14 protein-coding genes, 1 rRNA gene and 1 pseudogene are annotated in these 16675 nt (G+C 41.4%); 10 read left to right on the top strand and 6 right to left on the bottom strand.

Annotated elements, in window-relative coordinates; translation table 11 throughout:
* From rrf to FTU13_RS09415, 5 genes and pseudogenes are all read left to right on the top strand, one after another.
* Nucleotides 1-115: ribosomal RNA gene (gene rrf, locus FTU13_RS09435) — 5S ribosomal RNA — on the top strand.
* Nucleotides 116-329: 214 nt separating this feature from the next.
* Nucleotides 330-879, top strand: a pseudogene (locus FTU13_RS09430) (DUF4256 domain-containing protein).
* A gap of 407 nt (nt 880-1286) precedes the next feature.
* Entirely contained in the window at nt 1287-2636 is a 1350-nt protein-coding gene (locus tag FTU13_RS09425; protein WP_180092598.1) for an MFS transporter, read from the top strand.
* A 158-nt stretch (nt 2637-2794) separates the two neighbouring features.
* Nucleotides 2795-3529: a group I intron-associated PD-(D/E)XK endonuclease gene (locus FTU13_RS09420; RefSeq protein WP_180024683.1), complete on the top strand. Its 735-nt coding sequence runs from the start codon at nt 2795-2797 to the stop codon at nt 3527-3529.
* Between the two features lie 84 nt (nt 3530-3613).
* Nucleotides 3614-3925 carry an ankyrin repeat domain-containing protein gene (locus FTU13_RS09415; RefSeq protein ID WP_180063070.1) on the top strand — a complete coding sequence of 104 codons (312 nt, stop codon included), beginning with the start codon at nt 3614-3616 and terminating at the stop codon, nt 3923-3925.
* Nucleotides 3926-3994: 69 nt separating this feature from the next.
* On the opposite strand, the gene FTU13_RS09410 is transcribed toward FTU13_RS09415, so the two are convergent.
* Complete coding sequence (locus FTU13_RS09410; RefSeq protein ID WP_180127509.1) at nt 3995-4588, bottom strand: type 1 glutamine amidotransferase domain-containing protein; 594 nt, start codon at nt 4586-4588, stop codon at nt 3995-3997.
* Nucleotides 4589-5031: 443 nt separating this feature from the next.
* Between FTU13_RS09410 and FTU13_RS09405 the strand changes: the two genes are divergently transcribed.
* Nucleotides 5032-6207, top strand: coding sequence for a PQQ-dependent sugar dehydrogenase (locus tag FTU13_RS09405; RefSeq protein ID WP_373423839.1), 1176 nt, complete (start codon nt 5032-5034; stop codon nt 6205-6207).
* A gap of 92 nt (nt 6208-6299) precedes the next feature.
* On the opposite strand, the gene FTU13_RS09400 is transcribed toward FTU13_RS09405, so the two are convergent.
* Entirely contained in the window at nt 6300-7340 is a 1041-nt protein-coding gene (locus tag FTU13_RS09400) for a TauD/TfdA family dioxygenase (RefSeq protein ID WP_180127507.1), read from the bottom strand.
* Between the two features lie 259 nt (nt 7341-7599).
* Here FTU13_RS09400 and FTU13_RS09395 point away from each other — a divergent pair, with 259 nt between their 5' ends.
* The 4 genes from FTU13_RS09395 to FTU13_RS09380 all read left to right on the top strand — a co-directional run bounded on the left by FTU13_RS09395 (nt 7600) and on the right by FTU13_RS09380 (nt 11815).
* A complete protein-coding gene (locus FTU13_RS09395; protein ID WP_171263829.1) occupies nt 7600-7776 on the top strand; it encodes a hypothetical protein in 177 nt (58 codons plus the stop codon).
* A 35-nt stretch (nt 7777-7811) separates the two neighbouring features.
* Nucleotides 7812-8207, top strand: coding sequence for a tautomerase family protein (locus FTU13_RS09390; protein ID WP_180127504.1), 396 nt, complete (start codon nt 7812-7814; stop codon nt 8205-8207).
* A 488-nt stretch (nt 8208-8695) separates the two neighbouring features.
* Nucleotides 8696-9985 (top strand): glutamate carboxypeptidase, encoded by a 1290-nt coding sequence (locus FTU13_RS09385; RefSeq protein WP_180101710.1) that lies wholly within the window; start codon nt 8696-8698, stop codon nt 9983-9985.
* A gap of 537 nt (nt 9986-10522) precedes the next feature.
* Nucleotides 10523-11815 (top strand): glutamate carboxypeptidase, encoded by a 1293-nt coding sequence (locus tag FTU13_RS09380; protein WP_180127502.1) that lies wholly within the window; start codon nt 10523-10525, stop codon nt 11813-11815.
* 299 nt (nt 11816-12114) lie between these two features.
* Here FTU13_RS09380 and FTU13_RS09375 read toward each other — a convergent pair whose 3' ends face one another.
* From FTU13_RS09375 to ileS, 4 genes are all read right to left on the bottom strand, one after another.
* Nucleotides 12115-12657: an NADPH-dependent FMN reductase gene (locus FTU13_RS09375; protein ID WP_180078495.1), complete on the bottom strand. Its 543-nt coding sequence runs from the start codon at nt 12655-12657 to the stop codon at nt 12115-12117.
* A gap of 146 nt (nt 12658-12803) precedes the next feature.
* The gene (locus tag FTU13_RS09370; RefSeq protein WP_078190656.1) at nt 12804-13286 is read right to left on the bottom strand and encodes a peptidylprolyl isomerase; all 483 of its coding nucleotides are present in this window, start codon (nt 13284-13286) and stop codon (nt 12804-12806) included.
* Nucleotides 13279-13818 carry a signal peptidase II gene (lspA, locus tag FTU13_RS09365; RefSeq protein WP_078190655.1) on the bottom strand — a complete coding sequence of 180 codons (540 nt, stop codon included), beginning with the start codon at nt 13816-13818 and terminating at the stop codon, nt 13279-13281. The genes FTU13_RS09370 and lspA overlap by 8 nt, the downstream gene beginning before the upstream one ends.
* Nucleotides 13811-16657, bottom strand: a complete 2847-nt coding sequence (ileS, locus tag FTU13_RS09360) for an isoleucine--tRNA ligase (protein ID WP_180127501.1) — start codon at nt 16655-16657, stop codon at nt 13811-13813. Before ileS ends, lspA begins: the two co-directional genes overlap by 8 nt.
* Nucleotides 16658-16675 lie beyond the last annotated feature (18 nt).

Raw genomic sequence — 16675 nt, 5'->3', positions numbered from 1 at the left:
GCTGGCGACAATAGCAAGAGTGAACCACCTGATCCCTTCCCGAACTCAGAAGTGAAACCTCTTAGCGCTGATGGTAGTGTGGGGTTACCCATGTGAGAGTAAGTCATCGCCAGCTCATTATTCGAAAACACCCCCTGATACGTCAGGGGGTGTTTTTTTATGTGGGGAGAAAAGGGAAAAATAAGCAGAAAAGTAGAAGGACAAACTGGGAAATGATAGATATTTAAAAAGAATAAGGCTAAAACAATGCTAAAAATTTACATCAAGGTGAGCCTATATTCTTTACAGTGAAGTTCAGTCTCAATGTATAAAAACAATAGGATGTACATATGCTCCAAGATCTCGATGAAGTCTCTGTTTTAGAGATATTGCAGCAACGCTTTGAGGAAATATGCAGCGTCATCTAGAATTGCTTTGGGATGAAGTTAAAAACAATTGATAGTACAGTCCTCAGAACTAAAAATGTTAATCGAAATGGAAAATACAGGCGGTGAGCCAGATATTGTGGCGCTGAATCGGCAATCTCATGACCTGATATTTTATGATTGCAGCTTAGAGTCGCCAAAACCTAGACGAAGCTTATGTTATGACCGTGATGCCTTGGAGAATCGGAAGGATCATCCTCCCAAAAATAACGTTATAGTTATGGTGCGAGACATCGGTGCTCAGCTGCTGATAGAAGAGGACTATCGTGCGTTACAGCAAGTTTTTCATTTCGATTTAAAGACTTCGAGTTGGATCGTAACGCCAGTCGATATTCGGCAAAAGGGCGGGGCACTGTTTTGTGATCGACGTTATGATCATGTATTTAGCTATCATAATAGCGCGCAGTCATATTATGCGTCTCGTGGATTTCGCTGTAAGCTAGTGATTGCTTAATCTCAGTGCTCTCAATGCATTTAAAACAATCAAGAACGTTCAAACGAGCTTTTCTAAAGATTTAATTACGTTTGTTTTTTAGACATTTAAAACTTTTCTAAACTAAAGATAGAAATAAATGATGGTGTGTCGTTCTGAAGTTTAATGAAAGAATAGAAGAATTAGACCTAAAAACTAGGATATTATGATTTAAAAAAATCAGTTAAATAATCATATATTGATAATGTTTAATAATTAAACTAAAACATGAAAAATAACACAATTAACATGTACTTATAAGCAATTCGATTTATTAAACATACGTCTAATATCCCTAGAAAACACTGTTCCGTATATTCCGTGGCTGTTGAATTTTACTTAAAAATTCAATGAATGTTATGGACAAGTACTCATGGGAGATGAGAACGATGACAACGGAAAAAATAGACATAAATTCTGTAGTCGATAAGGCTAAATTTACCCCGTTCCACTTCAATGTAGTGGCTTGGTGCTTATTGATTATTTTATTTGATGGCTACGATTTAGCGATTAATGGCGTGGTTTTACCATTATTGATGCAAGACTGGGGCTTAAGTGCAATGCAAGCGGGGATGCTTGCCAGTACTGCGCTCGCAGGGATGATGTTTGGTGCCATGTTCTTTGGTTCTTTAGCAGATAAGATTGGCCGTAAAAAAGTCATCATGATCTGTATCGTTTTATTTAGTGGTTTGACCTTTGCCGGTGGTTTTGCGTCAAATCCAACAGAATTTGGTATTTTGCGTTTCTTGGCTGGTTTAGGGATTGGCGGTGTAATGCCTAACCTTGTGGCTTTAACGTCGGAATACGCGCCGCAGAAGATGCGTAGTACACTAGTAACGACGATGTTTAGTGGTTATGCAGTCGGTGGTGTGATGGCGGCACTTTTAGGTTCATGGTTCACCCCTGATTTTGGTTGGCAAATCATGTTCTTTATCGCAGGTATTCCACTGTTCCTTTTACCTGTCATTTGGAAATTCTTACCTGAATCTTTGGCATTTATGGTGAAAGAAAACAAACAGGAAAAAGCCCGCAGTATCGTGAAGCGCTTAGCGCCTGAAGTGAAAGTGACTGAAAATACAGTGTTCACTTTACCGCAAGAAAATGTACCTGAAGCTGCTAACGTGGTGAGTTTGTTCCGCCGTGGTCGTGCCGTAAATACATTGCTGTTTTGGGTGGCGTTCTTTACGTGCCTATTGACCATGTATGCGCTAAGCAGCTGGTTACCAAAACTGATGATGGCAGCCGGTTATTCTATGGATAACAGCTTAATGTTCATGATGGTCATGAACGTGGGCGCAGTTGTGGGTATTGTTGGCGGTGGCATTTTGGCTGACCGTTTCCATTTAAAACCTGTGCTGATGGTTTTGGGTATGATGGGCGCGATTGTGATGAGCTTGATGGGCTTCCAGTCAAATCAGTTCTTGCTATACATTTTGGTGTTCTTGGCAGGTGCTGCGTCTATTGGTTCGCAAATGCTGCTGTACAGCTATGTGGCACAGTATTACCCACTTGCTGTACGTTCGACAGGAATTGGTTGGTCTTCTGCGATTGGTCGTATGGGCGCGATTGTAGGGCCGATTCTGATTGGTGGTTTGCTCGGTATGAACTTACCTGCGCATTTCAACTTTATGGCGGTAGGTTTACCTGTACTGATTACTGCGATCGCGGTTGCATTGATCATGCATGAAAATGACAGTGATAAAATTGATGTTAAAGATGCATCTACAGCCAATGCTTAAGTCGTGATTCTTTAAATAGAAAAGCCTCCGTAAGGGGGCTTTTTTTGGGTTATTTAAAATGCTAATAAAATAATTATTTTATATTTTCTAATATTCTATATTTATAAGTTTTTAAAAAAGATATAAAAACTTAACTATGACTATTTTATGGGGGAGAGATGGAGTTTATTGAGCAAATTAAAGAAGTAATGAAGGAATCGCGAAAAGAAATGCATGTTGATCAAATAGCAGAAGCAATCGTAGCGAAATATCCTCATACTCAGCAGCATCTAGATGTTTTATCTAAGAAAATCTCTTCGATACTTTCAAAGGATATTGACAAATATAAAACAAAATCAGAGTTCACAAAACCAAAAAATTCTAAAGGTGCTCCAAGACGGGGAATTTACAGATTAAAAATCAAAAAAGTTGTACCTGATATTGTTCCACCGCCACCTACAGTTAATGCACTGTATACGGGCAAGGCTGGTGAATTTGCAGTGATGGCTGAATTATTATTTTTTGGATTTAATACATCATATATGGCTGTTGATGATGGTATTGATCTTGTCGCAGCAAAAGATAATAAATACTTTCATATACAGGTTAAAACAGCCAATATATCTGAATCAAATAATCAGTATAGATTCACGATAAATCAGAGATCTTATGATTCAAAGGATGCATCATCTACTTTCTATATTTTTGTATTACGATCATGTAATGGTCCATCTTATGTAAATAATTATATTATTCTTCCAAATAGTGATATCAGTCGATTACTGGAATCTGGAACTATTACACAAGCGGCTAAATTATCCATTCGTATTGAACGCGATAAAAATGGAAAATATTTATTAAATTCAAAGGAAACTGTGAATTACGCTTTAAATAGATTTGATAAAATTCGTTAAATAAACTGATTTATATGACCAATTCTGCCATGGTCATTAATTGACAAGCGATATTTATAGAAATTACAAATAGGTATTATGATCATGCAATTTAATTCTATCTCGCCAATCCCTGAAGATGATGCAGAACTGCATCTGCCTGAACTGGTGTACTGGGCATCTTTAGGTGAACTCGCAGAAGTCGAAAAATCTTTAGCGAATGGCACAGACGTAAACACTGCCGATGAAGAAGGCTATAGCGCACTGCATGCAGCCGCAGAAAACGGCTATTTAGACGTGGTGAAGCTTTTGGTAGCTAATGGTGCAAATGTACAGCATAAGACCCAATACACAGCATTAGAGCTTGCAGAAATGGCAGGCAATGATGATGTGGTAGCTTACTTAAAAAATTTGTAAGCCATAATATTTTATGAATCAACATTATAAAATACCCGCATGCAATATGCGGGTATTTTCATTTTAGTATTATTGTTGCTGTTGCTGTTGCTGTTGCTGTTGCTGTTGCTGTTGCTGTTGCTGTTGCTCAAACTCCTGCTGAATCGCTTGATTAAACGCAGGCAAGTCATCTGGACAACGAGAAGTAATGAGCACCCAACCACCCGTATTACAGCGGTGCACCTGCTCATCGACCCAATGTGCACCCGCATTTTCCAAATCCAAACGAATACTTTTATAAGACGTCAGAGTTTTATCACGAATTCGTTCAGCATTAATGAGCGCCCAAGGACCATGACAAATTGCAGCAATAGGTTTTTGATGGTCAGCAAAGTTTTGAATAAGTCGCAGTGCATCTTCATCGATCCGTAGATGATCTGCATTGACAGTTCCGCCTGGAATTACTAACACATCATAGTCTTCAGCATTTACGTTGCTCAATTGGGCATTGGGTTGAACTTCAGCTTCGACCTTTTTGTCGGCTTTTACTGTTTGGACAACCGCATGTTTAATAGCGGCATGAATGGCTTCAATTCCCTTTTCATTTAAATAATTTAATGGTTGGATCAGCTCGTCATGTTCAACACCGACATTTGAAGTTATCACTAAAGCTTTTAAAGTCATGATTGACTCCTTGCAATGAGGATTGTCTACCACGCTAACAAGCTGACGGATTTGGGTATGTAATAATTTCGCAGGAAACTGTAAGAAGTTTTGACAGAGATGTTATGCGAAAGTTCTAGATTAGAGCGAACTTTTAAAAATCAGCTAGAAAAAGAAAACCCCAACATCCTGTTGGGGTTTTCTTCGTATTTCGTATTTTAGATACAACTCCATGTCATATCTCACGTCCTGATGCAGAAACTTATTGTTATTGTTTTATGTTTCGGAAACTTCCTGTTTCCTGATAACTGTAGATTAGGCCTGTTTGAATAAATTGAATAGCAGCAATTTTCTGCATGTCATGTAAGCCAAAACGTACAAAATTATTCTGTTACCTTTCCAAAGAAAAATCATCTGATTAATTGATTAGAATCAAATGATTATAAAATGGAAGGGAACAGTAAATGAAACAATGCATACAATATTTTCGAACGCCTAGTCTCATCGTTGGCATCCTGATGACAGCCGCATGCCATGCGGAAAACACCACAACTACAGCACAAGATCAAACACCAAGCCAAGCTCAAAAATTGGCACAAATCCAGCAAGGACAGCGCTTTAAAATACAAAAAATCGCTCAATTTAATGAGCCTTGGGCCATACAGCCGCTCTCAGACGGACGTTTATTGCTGACTGAAAGAAAAGGCCAGCTGATCATCTTTAATCCGCAAAACCAGCAGAAAATACAGGTGAAAAACCTTCCCAAAGTTGCCTATGGCGGACAAGGCGGCTTAGGTGATATTGCACTTGATCCGCAGTTTGAAAAAAATCATCAAATATACCTGAGCTATGCAGAAGCAGGACAGGGCGGTTATGGCGCTGTCATCGAAAAAGCCACATTAAACCTCAATGAAGCTGCGCCAAGTTTAAAACAGCGAATAATCATTTGGAGGCAAACTCCAAAAGTAGAAGGTCAAGGCCATTATTCACACCGTATGCAATTTGGAACAGATGGAAAATTATGGGTGAGTTCGGGCGAACGTCAGAAGTTTGATCCTGCACAAGATTTGCAGTCAAATTTGGGTAAAGTGCTGCGCTTAAATAGTGATGGAACGCCTGCTGCAGATAATCCATTTCAGACCCAAGGCGAAGTTGCCAAGCAAGTCTGGAGCTTCGGGCACCGTAATCCTTTAGGCATGGCATTTGATGCAAAACAGCAGCTGTGGGTGGCCGAAATGGGCCCGAAAGGCGGTGATGAGTTAAATCTCGTGCAGCGTGCGAAAAACTATGGCTATCCGCATGTATCGAATGGCGATCATTATGATGATCAACCGATTCCTGATCATCATACTCGGCCTGAATTTGAAGCGCCTGCCATCAGTTGGACACCGGTGATTTCACCGTCAAGTTTGATGTTTTACCAAGGGCAAAAGTTCCCATTGTGGAAAAATAAAGCGCTGATTGGTGGCTTATCTTCAGAAGCGATTGTGATTGTTGATACAGAGCTTAAACCTGTCCAAGAAATACAACGAATTGCCATGCCACAGCGTATTCGAGGACTAATTGAAGCCAAAGACGGCAGTATTTGGGGCATTGAAGATGGAGAAAAGGCATGGTTATTCAAAATTGAGCCTAAATAGTGGCTAAAAAATAAACAAAAAATTCAAAAAATAAAAAAAAGCCCCTACGGGGCTTCTCACATACAGGCCTACACGAATTTTAAATCCGTCAGCTAAGCCGCATAGTGCTCATCGGCATTAAATGCATTGGCTTGAATTTGAATTAATTTACGATTTCCTTGTTCTCCATTCATTCGCCAATGCGCAATTTTAATATTATCCACAATAGCAACATCGCCTTTATGCCACTGTAAAAGCAGGGCATCTTTATACATTGCATCAAAAAATTGCTGCTTTTCGGCATCGTTCCATTCAATTTGTTGACCTTCTAGCGTGTAAATTTCCCAAGTCAGTTGCATGCCATCCGCCGTCGAATCAATTTCAATGTCCCCTCGATTTTCAAAGCAATTTTTCGCGGCCTGATGGGCAAATGGATTGGTATTATTGGCAAAAGCCCATGGCTGAATCACATGCTTTTTTGTATCAGGGTGATGAATCACCAGTGGCGAACGCTGCAAGGTTAGTTTGGCTTTTTTATCTTGTCGAATCTCTAAACTAAACGGGCTCTTTTTCAGCAATAATCGGTCAAATAGTCCCACCTCACGTGCCGAAACATAAGAAAAATGGTTCCATGCGCCGAGATATTTTTCTTGTAGATATTTCGGAAAATTCTCCCAAATTTGCTCTAAGTTATTGAACCCAGTTTCTGCCAAATACGTCGAAGGTTCCTGACAGAATAAGGCGATATAACGCGAGCGTTCTGAGCGCACGCCACCTTCAACATGCGGGCCTTGTACCGAGTTTTCGACTGGACCCAATTGCACTGTGTTGCGGTCGATATAACGACGGTAGTCACCTGCGCCGAGCAATTTCTCGCTGTATTTTCGCATCCATGATGCAACCCAGCTGGGCATATTGGGGTTAAATGCATTCCATGGGGTAAACTGGAAATATTGTTCAATCAGTTGGTTAAATTGTTCGGGTTGCTCGATGTTAAAACCACGAAACAGTAAGATGCCATTTTCATGGATTTGTTGTAAAAGCTCTTGTCGATGCGCGCCAATATATTGTGCAAGATCTTGCGGGCTATTGTGTTCTGGAGCGGCATGAAAAATTCGGGTAAAACTATTCAGTTGTTGCTGTTGCAATTGCATAGGTCATTCTCTAATTTTTTAATTCAATTTTTATTGTTGTCGCCTAATCCCTAAGCGCTGACAGTTCGAGCTGCTGAACTCGCAGCCGTTATTCTGTCTAAATTCTCTGCCGATTATAAGTACAGTTTTACTGTTGCGATGTAAGTATTGTTGATAAATTGCGATTTTTCGACGAATAGAGCGCGATCGTTGAATGAATGACGACATGAAAAAAGCCCTCGACATCCTATCGAGGGCTTTTTAGATTCATTCTAAAGATATGACTCCTGTCATACCGATCAGCGTTCCTGCTGCATGTGCATTATTTATTTTTATTGCAAGACATCCTGTCTCTGTATGTTCTTACTATAGGCGCGTTGCTGTTGAGGCTACAGGCGTAAATACTGCAAGTGCTGTAGGTAAATGCCTACAGCAGAACGTCGCTAAATCCTGCTAGTGTAGTGATCTAAATAACAACAATGAGTTTCGCGCATGCCTGCAACACAAATCGATATACGGATGCAATACAGCATAGAACAAGAGCAACAGCTGATAAATGCTGTCTTTGACGCCATACAACAGAGTTTTCAATTGCCTCGATATGACCGCAATATACGTTTGCAAGTGCATGCGCCACATCGGTTTCAGGTGTTTGATCATTTGACGCAGCCTGAGCGCTTTACGCATATCACCATTGATTGTTTTGCGGGACGAACCTTAGCAACCAAGCGTAAGTTATATCAATTACTGGTGCAAAATTTGGTGGAATTTGGTATTCCAGCAGACCATATCATCATTACCTTACGTGAAAGCCCTCTAGAAAATTGGGGGATTCGAGGTGGTCAAGCCGCCTGTGAAGTTGATTTAGGTTTTCAGGTGGATGTTTAGTCTGTGCAAATACATGGATTGTTGCTTTCATGAAGCCTAAACGAAAAAGCCCCGACATCCTGTCGGGGCTTTTTCGGATTCATTCTAGCGGTATAACTCCTGTCCTACCGTTAAGCTTCCTGCTCATTGTCTTATCATTGTTGTTTTATGTTCAGTGACATCCTGTCGCTGTATGACCTTAATATAAAAGTAATCCAATAACGTGAATAGTGTCTATTATCCGCATCTGATGTAAGCCAAAACGTACAACACCTAAATTATCATTCTGTCCGTCGCGTCAATGTATTGCACAGCATTAAGGCTATCGACCGTTAGATCTATGCATCCATATTATCTAAACCGCTTTTAAAACAGCAGGAAGCTGGTTTTGATGTGATTAAAATCTTCATCAGCGGTGTTACATATTTTTGCGATTAATTGGTTGAATGGTGAACTAATTTATCAGACATTAAAAATTCATAATGAAAAATATACAGGGAATAAGATCGATGCTAAGAATACTTACACAACAACGGACGACATCAAAACTTCAGCTCACATTAGGCTGCGTTATTGCGCTTAGTGCTTCAGCAAGTTGGGCAGCATCTCCACAAGAGATTATGCAAATTGCGGAAAGTCAAAAGCAAAGTTATTTAGAGACCTTGAAAACCTTGGTCAATATTGAATCCGGCAGTAAAGATATTGAGGGTTTGAATCAAATTGCTAAGGTGGTCGCAGAGCAATTAAAAGCCACAGGGGCTGAGGTGAACGTGATTCAGCCCAAAGACATCATGAAACTCGATGGTGCGCCAGATCAGACAGGGCCGATTGTAAAAGCGGTACTGAAAGGCAAAGGTAAAACGAACATTATGTTGTTGGCACATAATGATACGGTGTATCAAAAGGGCCAATTACAAGGTCAACCGTTTCGTATAGATGGTAATAAAGCCTATGGTTTAGGTATTTTGGACGACAAGCAAGGTGTTGCTGCAGTGATTCATGTCTTGGATATGCTGAAACAGCTGAAGTACCAAGATTACGGCACCATTACGGTGTTAATTAATTCAGATGAAGAAATCAGTTCACCCGGCTCGCGCCAATTGATTATGGATACAGCTCAAAATCAGGACGTTGTCCTCTCCTTTGAAACCGGTGGTTTAGAGGGAAGTTTGATGTTAGCCACTAGTGGGATTGGTGCGGCTTATTTAGATATTAAAGGGCGGGGTTCGCATGCGGGGGTAAAACCTGAAGCAGGGGTCAATGCCTTGACAGAACTGGCTTTTCAGATTCAACAATTAGAAAATCTATCCAATCCGAAAACGGGTTTAAAGCTGAATTGGACTGTTGCGACGGCTGGAAAAACCCGAAATGTGATTCCTGACCATGCGACAGCGCAGGCAGATGCTCGTTCCTTAAAACCACAAGATTTTGCTGAGTTGGAAAAAACATTGAAGCAAAAAGTCAAAACCAAAAAATTGGCGGAAAGTCAGGTCGAGGTCAAATTTGAAGTCCGTCGACCACCTTTAGAAGCCAGTCCACAAGCCAAAAAATTGGCCGCGACAGCCCAGCAGATTTACACAAACGAATTAAAGCTGCCGATGAAAGTTGAAACGACCGCTTGGGGTGGTGGTACTGATGCCGCTTTTGCTGGGGTTAGTTCGAGAGCCGCGATCATTGAGGGACTAGGCATGTCAGGTGATGGATTACATTCAGATAAAGCTGAATATATTTTGACAGATTCTATCGTACCGCGTTTGTACTTGGTGACGCGTTTAATTGTGGAGAGTTCTAAAAAGTAATCGTATCCGATTGGGTGAGATCTAATGAGCCATTGCCCTGAGTTTGGTTGTGGCTCATGTTAGAGCTATTCTTATGTAGCATTTGAAATGAAAAAAGCCCCGACATCCTGTCGGGGCTTTTTCGGATTCATTCTAGCGGTATAACTCCTGTCCTACCGTTAAGCTTCCTGCTCATTGTCTTATCATTGTTGTTTTATGTTCAGTGACATCCTGTCGCTGTATGACCTTAATATAAAAGTAATCCAATAACGTGAATAGTGTCTATTATCCGCATCTGATGTAAGCCAAAACGTACAACACCTAAATTATCATTCTGTCCGTCGCGTCAATGTATTGCACAGCATTAAGGCTATCGACCGATAGAACTATTGACCCAAATCGATCTAAACCTGTTTTAAAACAGCGGGAAGCTGGTTTTGATGAGATTAAAATCTTCATCAGCGGTGTTACATATTTTTGCGATTAATTGGTTGAATGGTGAATTAATTTATCAGACATTAAAAATTCATAATGAAAAATATACAGGGAATAAGATCGATGCTAAGAACACTTACACAACAACGGACGACATCAAAACTTCAGCTCGCATTAGGCTGCGTCATTGCGCTTAGTGCTTCAGCAAGTTGGGCAGCATCTCCACAAGAGATTATGCAAGTTGCGGAAAGTCAAAAGCAAAGTTATTTAGAGACCTTGAAAACCTTGGTCAATATTGAATCCGGCAGTAAGGATCTTGAAGGCCTGAATCAAATGGCCAAAGTGGTGGCAGATCAGTTGAAGAATGTCGGTGCTGAAGTGAGTGTGATCGAAAGTACAGATATTTATCGCATGGACGATACACCTGAGAAAATGGGACCAATAGTTAAAGGGGTATTGAAAGGTCAAGGTAAAAGTAAAATCATGATGATCGCGCATATGGATACGGTTTATGAACGGGGAATGCTTAAAAACCAACCGTTTAAAATTGACGGTAATCAGGTCTATGGCTTAGGTATCATTGATGATAAACAAGGGGTAGCTGCAATTTTGCATGTTTTGAATACCCTTAAAAAATTGAATTATAAAGACTATGGCACGATCACTGTTTTGATGAATTCAGATGAGGAAATCAGCTCACCTGCCTCACGTAAGTTGATTACAGAAACAGCACAAGATCAGGATGTGGTGTTGTCTTTTGAAGGGGGCGGTAAAGATGGTAACTTACGTCTGGCAACCAGTGGCATTGGCGCAGCCTATTTAGAAATTAAAGGAAAATCTTCACATGCCGGTGTGAAACCTGAGGCAGGGGTGAATGCACTCACTGAGCTCTCTCACCAAATCGCACAAATGCAAAATCTATCTGATCCTAACACTGGGTTAAAGCTGAATTGGACTGTGGCGGAAGCGGGTAAAACACGCAATGTCATTCCAGAACATGCTGCTGCACAGGCGGATGTCAGAGCACTACGTGTCCAAGACTTTGAGGCCGTGGAAAAAACGTTAAATGAGAAAATCAAAAATAAAAAGTTATCAGATAGCCAAGTCAGTGTGAAATTTGAAGTCCGCCGTCCACCGTTGGCTGTAAATGATGCCTCTAAAAAGTTGGCTGAAAAAGCGCAAGACATCTATAAAAATGAGTTAAACATTCCATTGACTGTTTCTTTGACTCCAACAGGAGGCGGTACTGATGCTGCTTTTGCTGGAGTAAAGTCGAAAGCTGCTGTAATTGAGGGAATGGGATTATCAGGAGATGGGGCTCACTCAAGCAATGCAGAATATATTTTAAAAGACAGTATTATTCCGCGTTTGTATTTGGCAACACGATTAATTGTGGATGTGTCGAAAGCAAGATAATATTCTATATCGCAATGATTAGAAGGAGCCTACCTAGGTGGGCTTCATTATGATTAAGCATACAGAACGAAATGAAAAAGCCCCAACGTCCTGTTGGGGCTTTTTCGTATATTGCTAAGATTCAACTCCTGTCAAATCAATCGCTTCCTGCATGTTCCATTCTTTTTATTCTAGAAACTTCCTGTCTCTGTATGCTTTAACTTTATCGTGGATGATGCATAGCGTATAGCTGCCATCTGCCGAAAATAATCTAAGCCTGAACCTGCAAAAGGCGGCATTTATCACGCGAACGGCAACAATTAAGCACTCACATATTGCAGTAATTTTTTGAAAATCGCTTTAACTGCTTTGTTGTCAAATTCATTCGGTTCGAATTTATCTGCTTGATTGCGCGTGAAAATGTCACGAATTTCGACCACAGCATTACTGTCAATTAAGCCCAATTGGGTTGCCACTTGGCGAATTTGATCAATCGAACGTGAACCATTGGTGCCACCATAGCTAACGTATGCCGCAGGTTTTCCGGCCCATTCTTTACCGAGGTAATCCAATGCATTTTTGAGCGCAGGGCTGTAGCCGTGGTTATATTCAGGGCTAATGAAAATAAATGCGTCACCTTGTGCGATTTTATCTGCCCATGCTTGTTGTTTGGGTTGGTCATAAATCCCGGTTAATGGTGGATGTGCGCCTGCAAAAATAGGCAGATCCCATTCTTTTAAATCGACAATCTCAGTTTCTACGGTACTGTAGTCATAGCTTTCGATTTCTGAAAGTAGCCAGTTGGCAATCTTAATTGCCGTACGGCCTTCGCGGACACTGCCGACAATAATATGAAGTTTCATCGTATTTCCTGTCTTGTTTTAAAGTCTTGCATTAAATTAATATGAATTCGATCTGTTGCATATACAGAAAATGTATCGAGTCGATTGATAGTTATAATAAATAGTGATAAAAAAAGCTCCTGAAGGAGCTTTTTATTTGATGAAACTTAGATCAGTTTCACGCCTTGTTGACCGGCAGGGGTCACTTTGAAAATTTCAACTTCAAAGGTGATATTTTTACCGGCTAGAGGGTGGTTGAAATCCACTTCGGTAATGTCTTCACCCACAGTTTTGATCACCCCATACAGACTTTGTTTGGCTTTATCTTCAAACTCAATCATATGGCCTTCAACAGGACGTTGCTCAAATTTGACAGTATCAAACTTTTGTACGTTTTCTGGGTTCCATGGACCAAAAGCATCTTCAGGAGGAAGGCTCACAGTACGGCGGTCACCTGCACGTAAACCGAATAAAGCTTTCTCAAAACCCGGTAATAAGCTGCCATCACCCATGACAAGGCTGACAGGTTCAGCACGGCTACGGGTATTGTCAATTTCTACGCCATTTTCAATAGCAACAGAAAAGTGAAGGTCTACTTTAGAGCCTTCTTCAATACGAGTTTCCTCGTTAGGATTGATAAAATCAGTCATTTTGCGCTTCCGCACGTTGAATTCGGTGTTTTTCTAAGAAAAATGTATCGATAAGAAGCAGAATCGTGCCTAAAGTAATGGCACTGTCTGCAATATTAAATGCAGGAAAGTGGCTGTTGTTGTAATACACGTGAATGAAATCCACCACATAGCCTAAAGATACGCGGTCAATTAAGTTGCCGATTGCGCCGCCTAAAATCAGGGCAATGGCAATTGGAAGGACTTTCACGTTTTTTGGCATACGCATGAGCCAAAATACAAAAATGACAGACACAAGTCCTGCGAGTGAAGTAAAGAAATAACGTTGCCATCCACCGGCATCGGACAAGAAACTAAAGGCAGCGCCATAGTTATGTAGTAATGTCCAATTTAAAAAGGGCATGACAGGTACAGGATCTGCGTAGTTCAGATGTGTACTTGCAATCCATTTGGTCCATTGATCCAAAATAATGGCAACAATGGATAAGCCCACCCACACTAAATTGTGTGGGTAGAATTGAAAGAAGCCCTTTTTTTCTTGTGGATTAGGCATATTTTCTCTCTTCGCCTTGACCTGTAGGAAGGTTAATAATACAACGAGAACAAAGACCTGGATGTTCGTGATGTGTATTCACATCTGGCAATACATGCCAGCAGCGTGCACATTTTTCACCATCAGCAGCAGAGACTTTGACATTTAAACCATCAAGGTCAGAGGCTTCACCTTGCGTTGCATCAAACTCATTGACAATCACTTGAGAAGTGATGAGGACAAAACGCAGTTCTTCACCGAATTTGTCTAAAACAGCTTTCAGCTCAGCATTGGCCCAAAGTTCAACTTTGGCAGACAAGTTTGAACCCACAGTTTTTGCAGTACGTGCAGCTTCAATAAACTTGTTCACTGCAGATTTAACGGTGATCAAGGTTTGCCATTCAGCTTCAGTCACTAAATTTGCTGTAGAGGCTACAGGAATGTCATACCACTCCGCAGTAAATACATATTTCTCAGATTGCTCTGGAATTAGCGGCCAAGCTTCTTGTGCGGTGAAACTCAAGATTGGAGACATCCAACGAACAAATGCTTGAACCAAGTGATACAACGCAGTTTGCGCAGAATGACGCGCAGCTGAGTCTGCCTTAGTGGTGTACTGACGGTCTTTGATGATGTCTAAATAGAAACCACCCAAGTCATTAATACAGAAGTTGGTCAATGCGCTGGTCACGATATGGAAGTTCATATCTTCATAGGCTTGCTGAATGGTTTTCTGTACTTCCGCAGCACGTTGCAAGATGTATTGATCCAGTGCGATCAATTGATCAACAGGCAACGCATCCGTCGATGGTTTGAAGCCATTCAAGTTAGCCAACAAGAAACGCAATGTGTTACGGATACGGCGGTAACCATCTGATGCACGGCTGAAGATTTCTTTACCCGCAGTCATTTCATAACGGTAGTCTGCAGAGGCGATCCAGAAACGTAGACCATCTGCACCCATGTCTTTGATGATGTCTTGTGGAGTGATCACGTTACCGATCGACTTCGACATTTTGCGGCCTTTTTCGTCAACAACGAAGCCGTGAGTCAATAAGCCTTTGTAAGGTGCGCGGTTATTAATCGCCATAGACGTCAACAATGAAGACTGGAACCAGCCACGATGTTGGTCAGAACCTTCAAGGTACAAGTCAGCAGGGTCTTGCAATTCTTCACGTTCACGGAGTACTGCAAAGTGTGTTGTTCCAGAGTCAAACCAAACGTCTAGAGTGTCACGAACTGCATTGTATTGCTCTGCATCTGCACCGATAAACTCAGACGCATCACGGTTATACCAGCCGTCAATACCTTCTTGTTCAATCAGCTTCGCCACTTCTTCGATCAGCTCAGGCGTACGCGGGTGAAGTTCGTTGGTGTCTTTATGCACGAAGAATGGAATTGGCACGCCCCATGTACGTTGACGTGAGATACACCAGTCTGGACGACCTTCAATCATCGATTGGATACGGTTTTTACCCCAATCCGGTACGAAGCTGATGTCATTTTCAATCGCGTTCAATGCACCTTGGCGTAAACCTTTTGCATCCATGCTGATGAACCATTGCGGTGTTGCACGGAAGATAATCGGTGTTTTATGGCGCCAGCAATGTGGATAGCTATGTTTGATCACCACATGTGCCCAAAGTTTGCCTGCTTCGGTTAAAGCAGCAATGATTTTTGGATTAGCTTTGTAGATGTGTTCGCCTGCAAAAATTGGCGCAGTTGGTAAATACACACCGTTGCCGCCGACTGGATTGTCGACTTTCAGGTTGTACTGTAAGCCAACTTTATAGTCGTCCACACCATGGCCTGGCGCTGTATGTACAGCACCTGTACCACTGCCGTCTGTGACATGCTCACCTAAGATTACTGGTACTTGGCGTTCAGCAATTAACGGATGTTGTAGTACTAGGTTTTCAAGTTTTGCACCAGCAAACTCAGCAATCACTTCAACTGCGTTAAAGCCATAACGCTGCGTTGCAGATTCAACCAATGATTTTGCAAGGATGAAGTTTTGCGCTGCTTTGTCTTCGCCAGTTGCTTTCACCAATTGATATTCAAGCTCAGCATGTAGAGCAACCGCTTGGTTGGCAGGCATAGTCCAAGGCGTGGTTGTCCAGATTACGATATCTGTAGAATCGCTAACTGTAACACCTAGGCGTGCAGATAAATCAGCTAAATCAACAACAGTAAAACCAACGTCAATCGCATCTGATTTTTTGTCTTCGTATTCCACTTCAGCTTCAGCTAAGGCAGAACCACAGTCCAAACACCAGTTGACTGGTTTAAGACCCGGTTCAATATGGCCTGCTTTGGCAATTGCACCGAGCGAACGAACGATGTCTGCTTCTTGTTTGAAGTTCATGGTGAGGTAAGGATTGTCCCAATCACCAAATACACCCATACGCACGAAGTCTTTTTTCTGTAATTCGACTTGGGTGTAGGCATATTCACGGCAGGCTTTACGGAAAGTTGAGGCATCTACTTTTACGCCGACTTTACCGACTTTTTCTTCAACTTTCAGTTCGATTGGAAGACCGTGACAGTCCCAGCCTGGTACATACGGTGCGTCAAAACCGTCCATTACACGACTTTTGATGATGATGTCTTTCAGGACTTTATTCACCGCATGGCCTAAGTGAATTTGGCCATTTGCGTATGGAGGGCCATCATGAAGCACATATTTTTTCTTGCCAATACGCGATGCACGAATCTGCTGATAAATGTTGTCGGCATACCACTCTTCTAACCATTTCGCTTCACGTACTGCGAGATTTGCTTTCATCGCAAATTCAGTACCTGGGAGGTTTAGCGTGGCTTTATAATCCACTGCATTTTCAGGAGTTTGCTTATCGCTCATGCAAGTTGTCTTCCAAAT

It is taken from the genome of Acinetobacter sp. YH12064 (assembly GCF_013419735.1).
Lineage (GTDB): Bacteria > Pseudomonadota > Gammaproteobacteria > Pseudomonadales > Moraxellaceae > Acinetobacter > Acinetobacter amyesii.
This window is presented reverse-complemented; position numbering and strand designations above follow the sequence as displayed.

What these genes read in the sequence shown, in the direction of transcription:
- FTU13_RS09425 (WP_180092598.1), top strand. Translation starts at nt 1,287, where the DNA reads ATGACAACGGAAAAAATAGACATAAATTCTGTAGTCGATAAGGCTAAA.
- FTU13_RS09420 (WP_180024683.1), top strand. Translation starts at nt 2,795, where the DNA reads ATGGAGTTTATTGAGCAAATTAAAGAAGTAATGAAGGAATCGCGAAAA.
- FTU13_RS09415 (WP_180063070.1), top strand. Translation starts at nt 3,614, where the DNA reads ATGCAATTTAATTCTATCTCGCCAATCCCTGAAGATGATGCAGAACTG.
- FTU13_RS09410 (WP_180127509.1), bottom strand. Translation starts at nt 4,588, where the DNA reads ATGACTTTAAAAGCTTTAGTGATAACTTCAAATGTCGGTGTTGAACAT.
- FTU13_RS09405 (WP_373423839.1), top strand. Translation starts at nt 5,032, where the DNA reads ATGAAACAATGCATACAATATTTTCGAACGCCTAGTCTCATCGTTGGC.
- FTU13_RS09400 (WP_180127507.1), bottom strand. Translation starts at nt 7,340, where the DNA reads ATGCAATTGCAACAGCAACAACTGAATAGTTTTACCCGAATTTTTCAT.
- FTU13_RS09395 (WP_171263829.1), top strand. Translation starts at nt 7,600, where the DNA reads ATGACTCCTGTCATACCGATCAGCGTTCCTGCTGCATGTGCATTATTT.
- FTU13_RS09390 (WP_180127504.1), top strand. Translation starts at nt 7,812, where the DNA reads ATGCCTGCAACACAAATCGATATACGGATGCAATACAGCATAGAACAA.
- FTU13_RS09385 (WP_180101710.1), top strand. Translation starts at nt 8,696, where the DNA reads ATGCTAAGAATACTTACACAACAACGGACGACATCAAAACTTCAGCTC.
- FTU13_RS09380 (WP_180127502.1), top strand. Translation starts at nt 10,523, where the DNA reads ATGCTAAGAACACTTACACAACAACGGACGACATCAAAACTTCAGCTC.
- FTU13_RS09375 (WP_180078495.1), bottom strand. Translation starts at nt 12,657, where the DNA reads ATGAAACTTCATATTATTGTCGGCAGTGTCCGCGAAGGCCGTACGGCA.
- FTU13_RS09370 (WP_078190656.1), bottom strand. Translation starts at nt 13,286, where the DNA reads ATGACTGATTTTATCAATCCTAACGAGGAAACTCGTATTGAAGAAGGC.
- lspA (WP_078190655.1), bottom strand. Translation starts at nt 13,818, where the DNA reads ATGCCTAATCCACAAGAAAAAAAGGGCTTCTTTCAATTCTACCCACAC.
- ileS (WP_180127501.1), bottom strand. Translation starts at nt 16,657, where the DNA reads ATGAGCGATAAGCAAACTCCTGAAAATGCAGTGGATTATAAAGCCACG.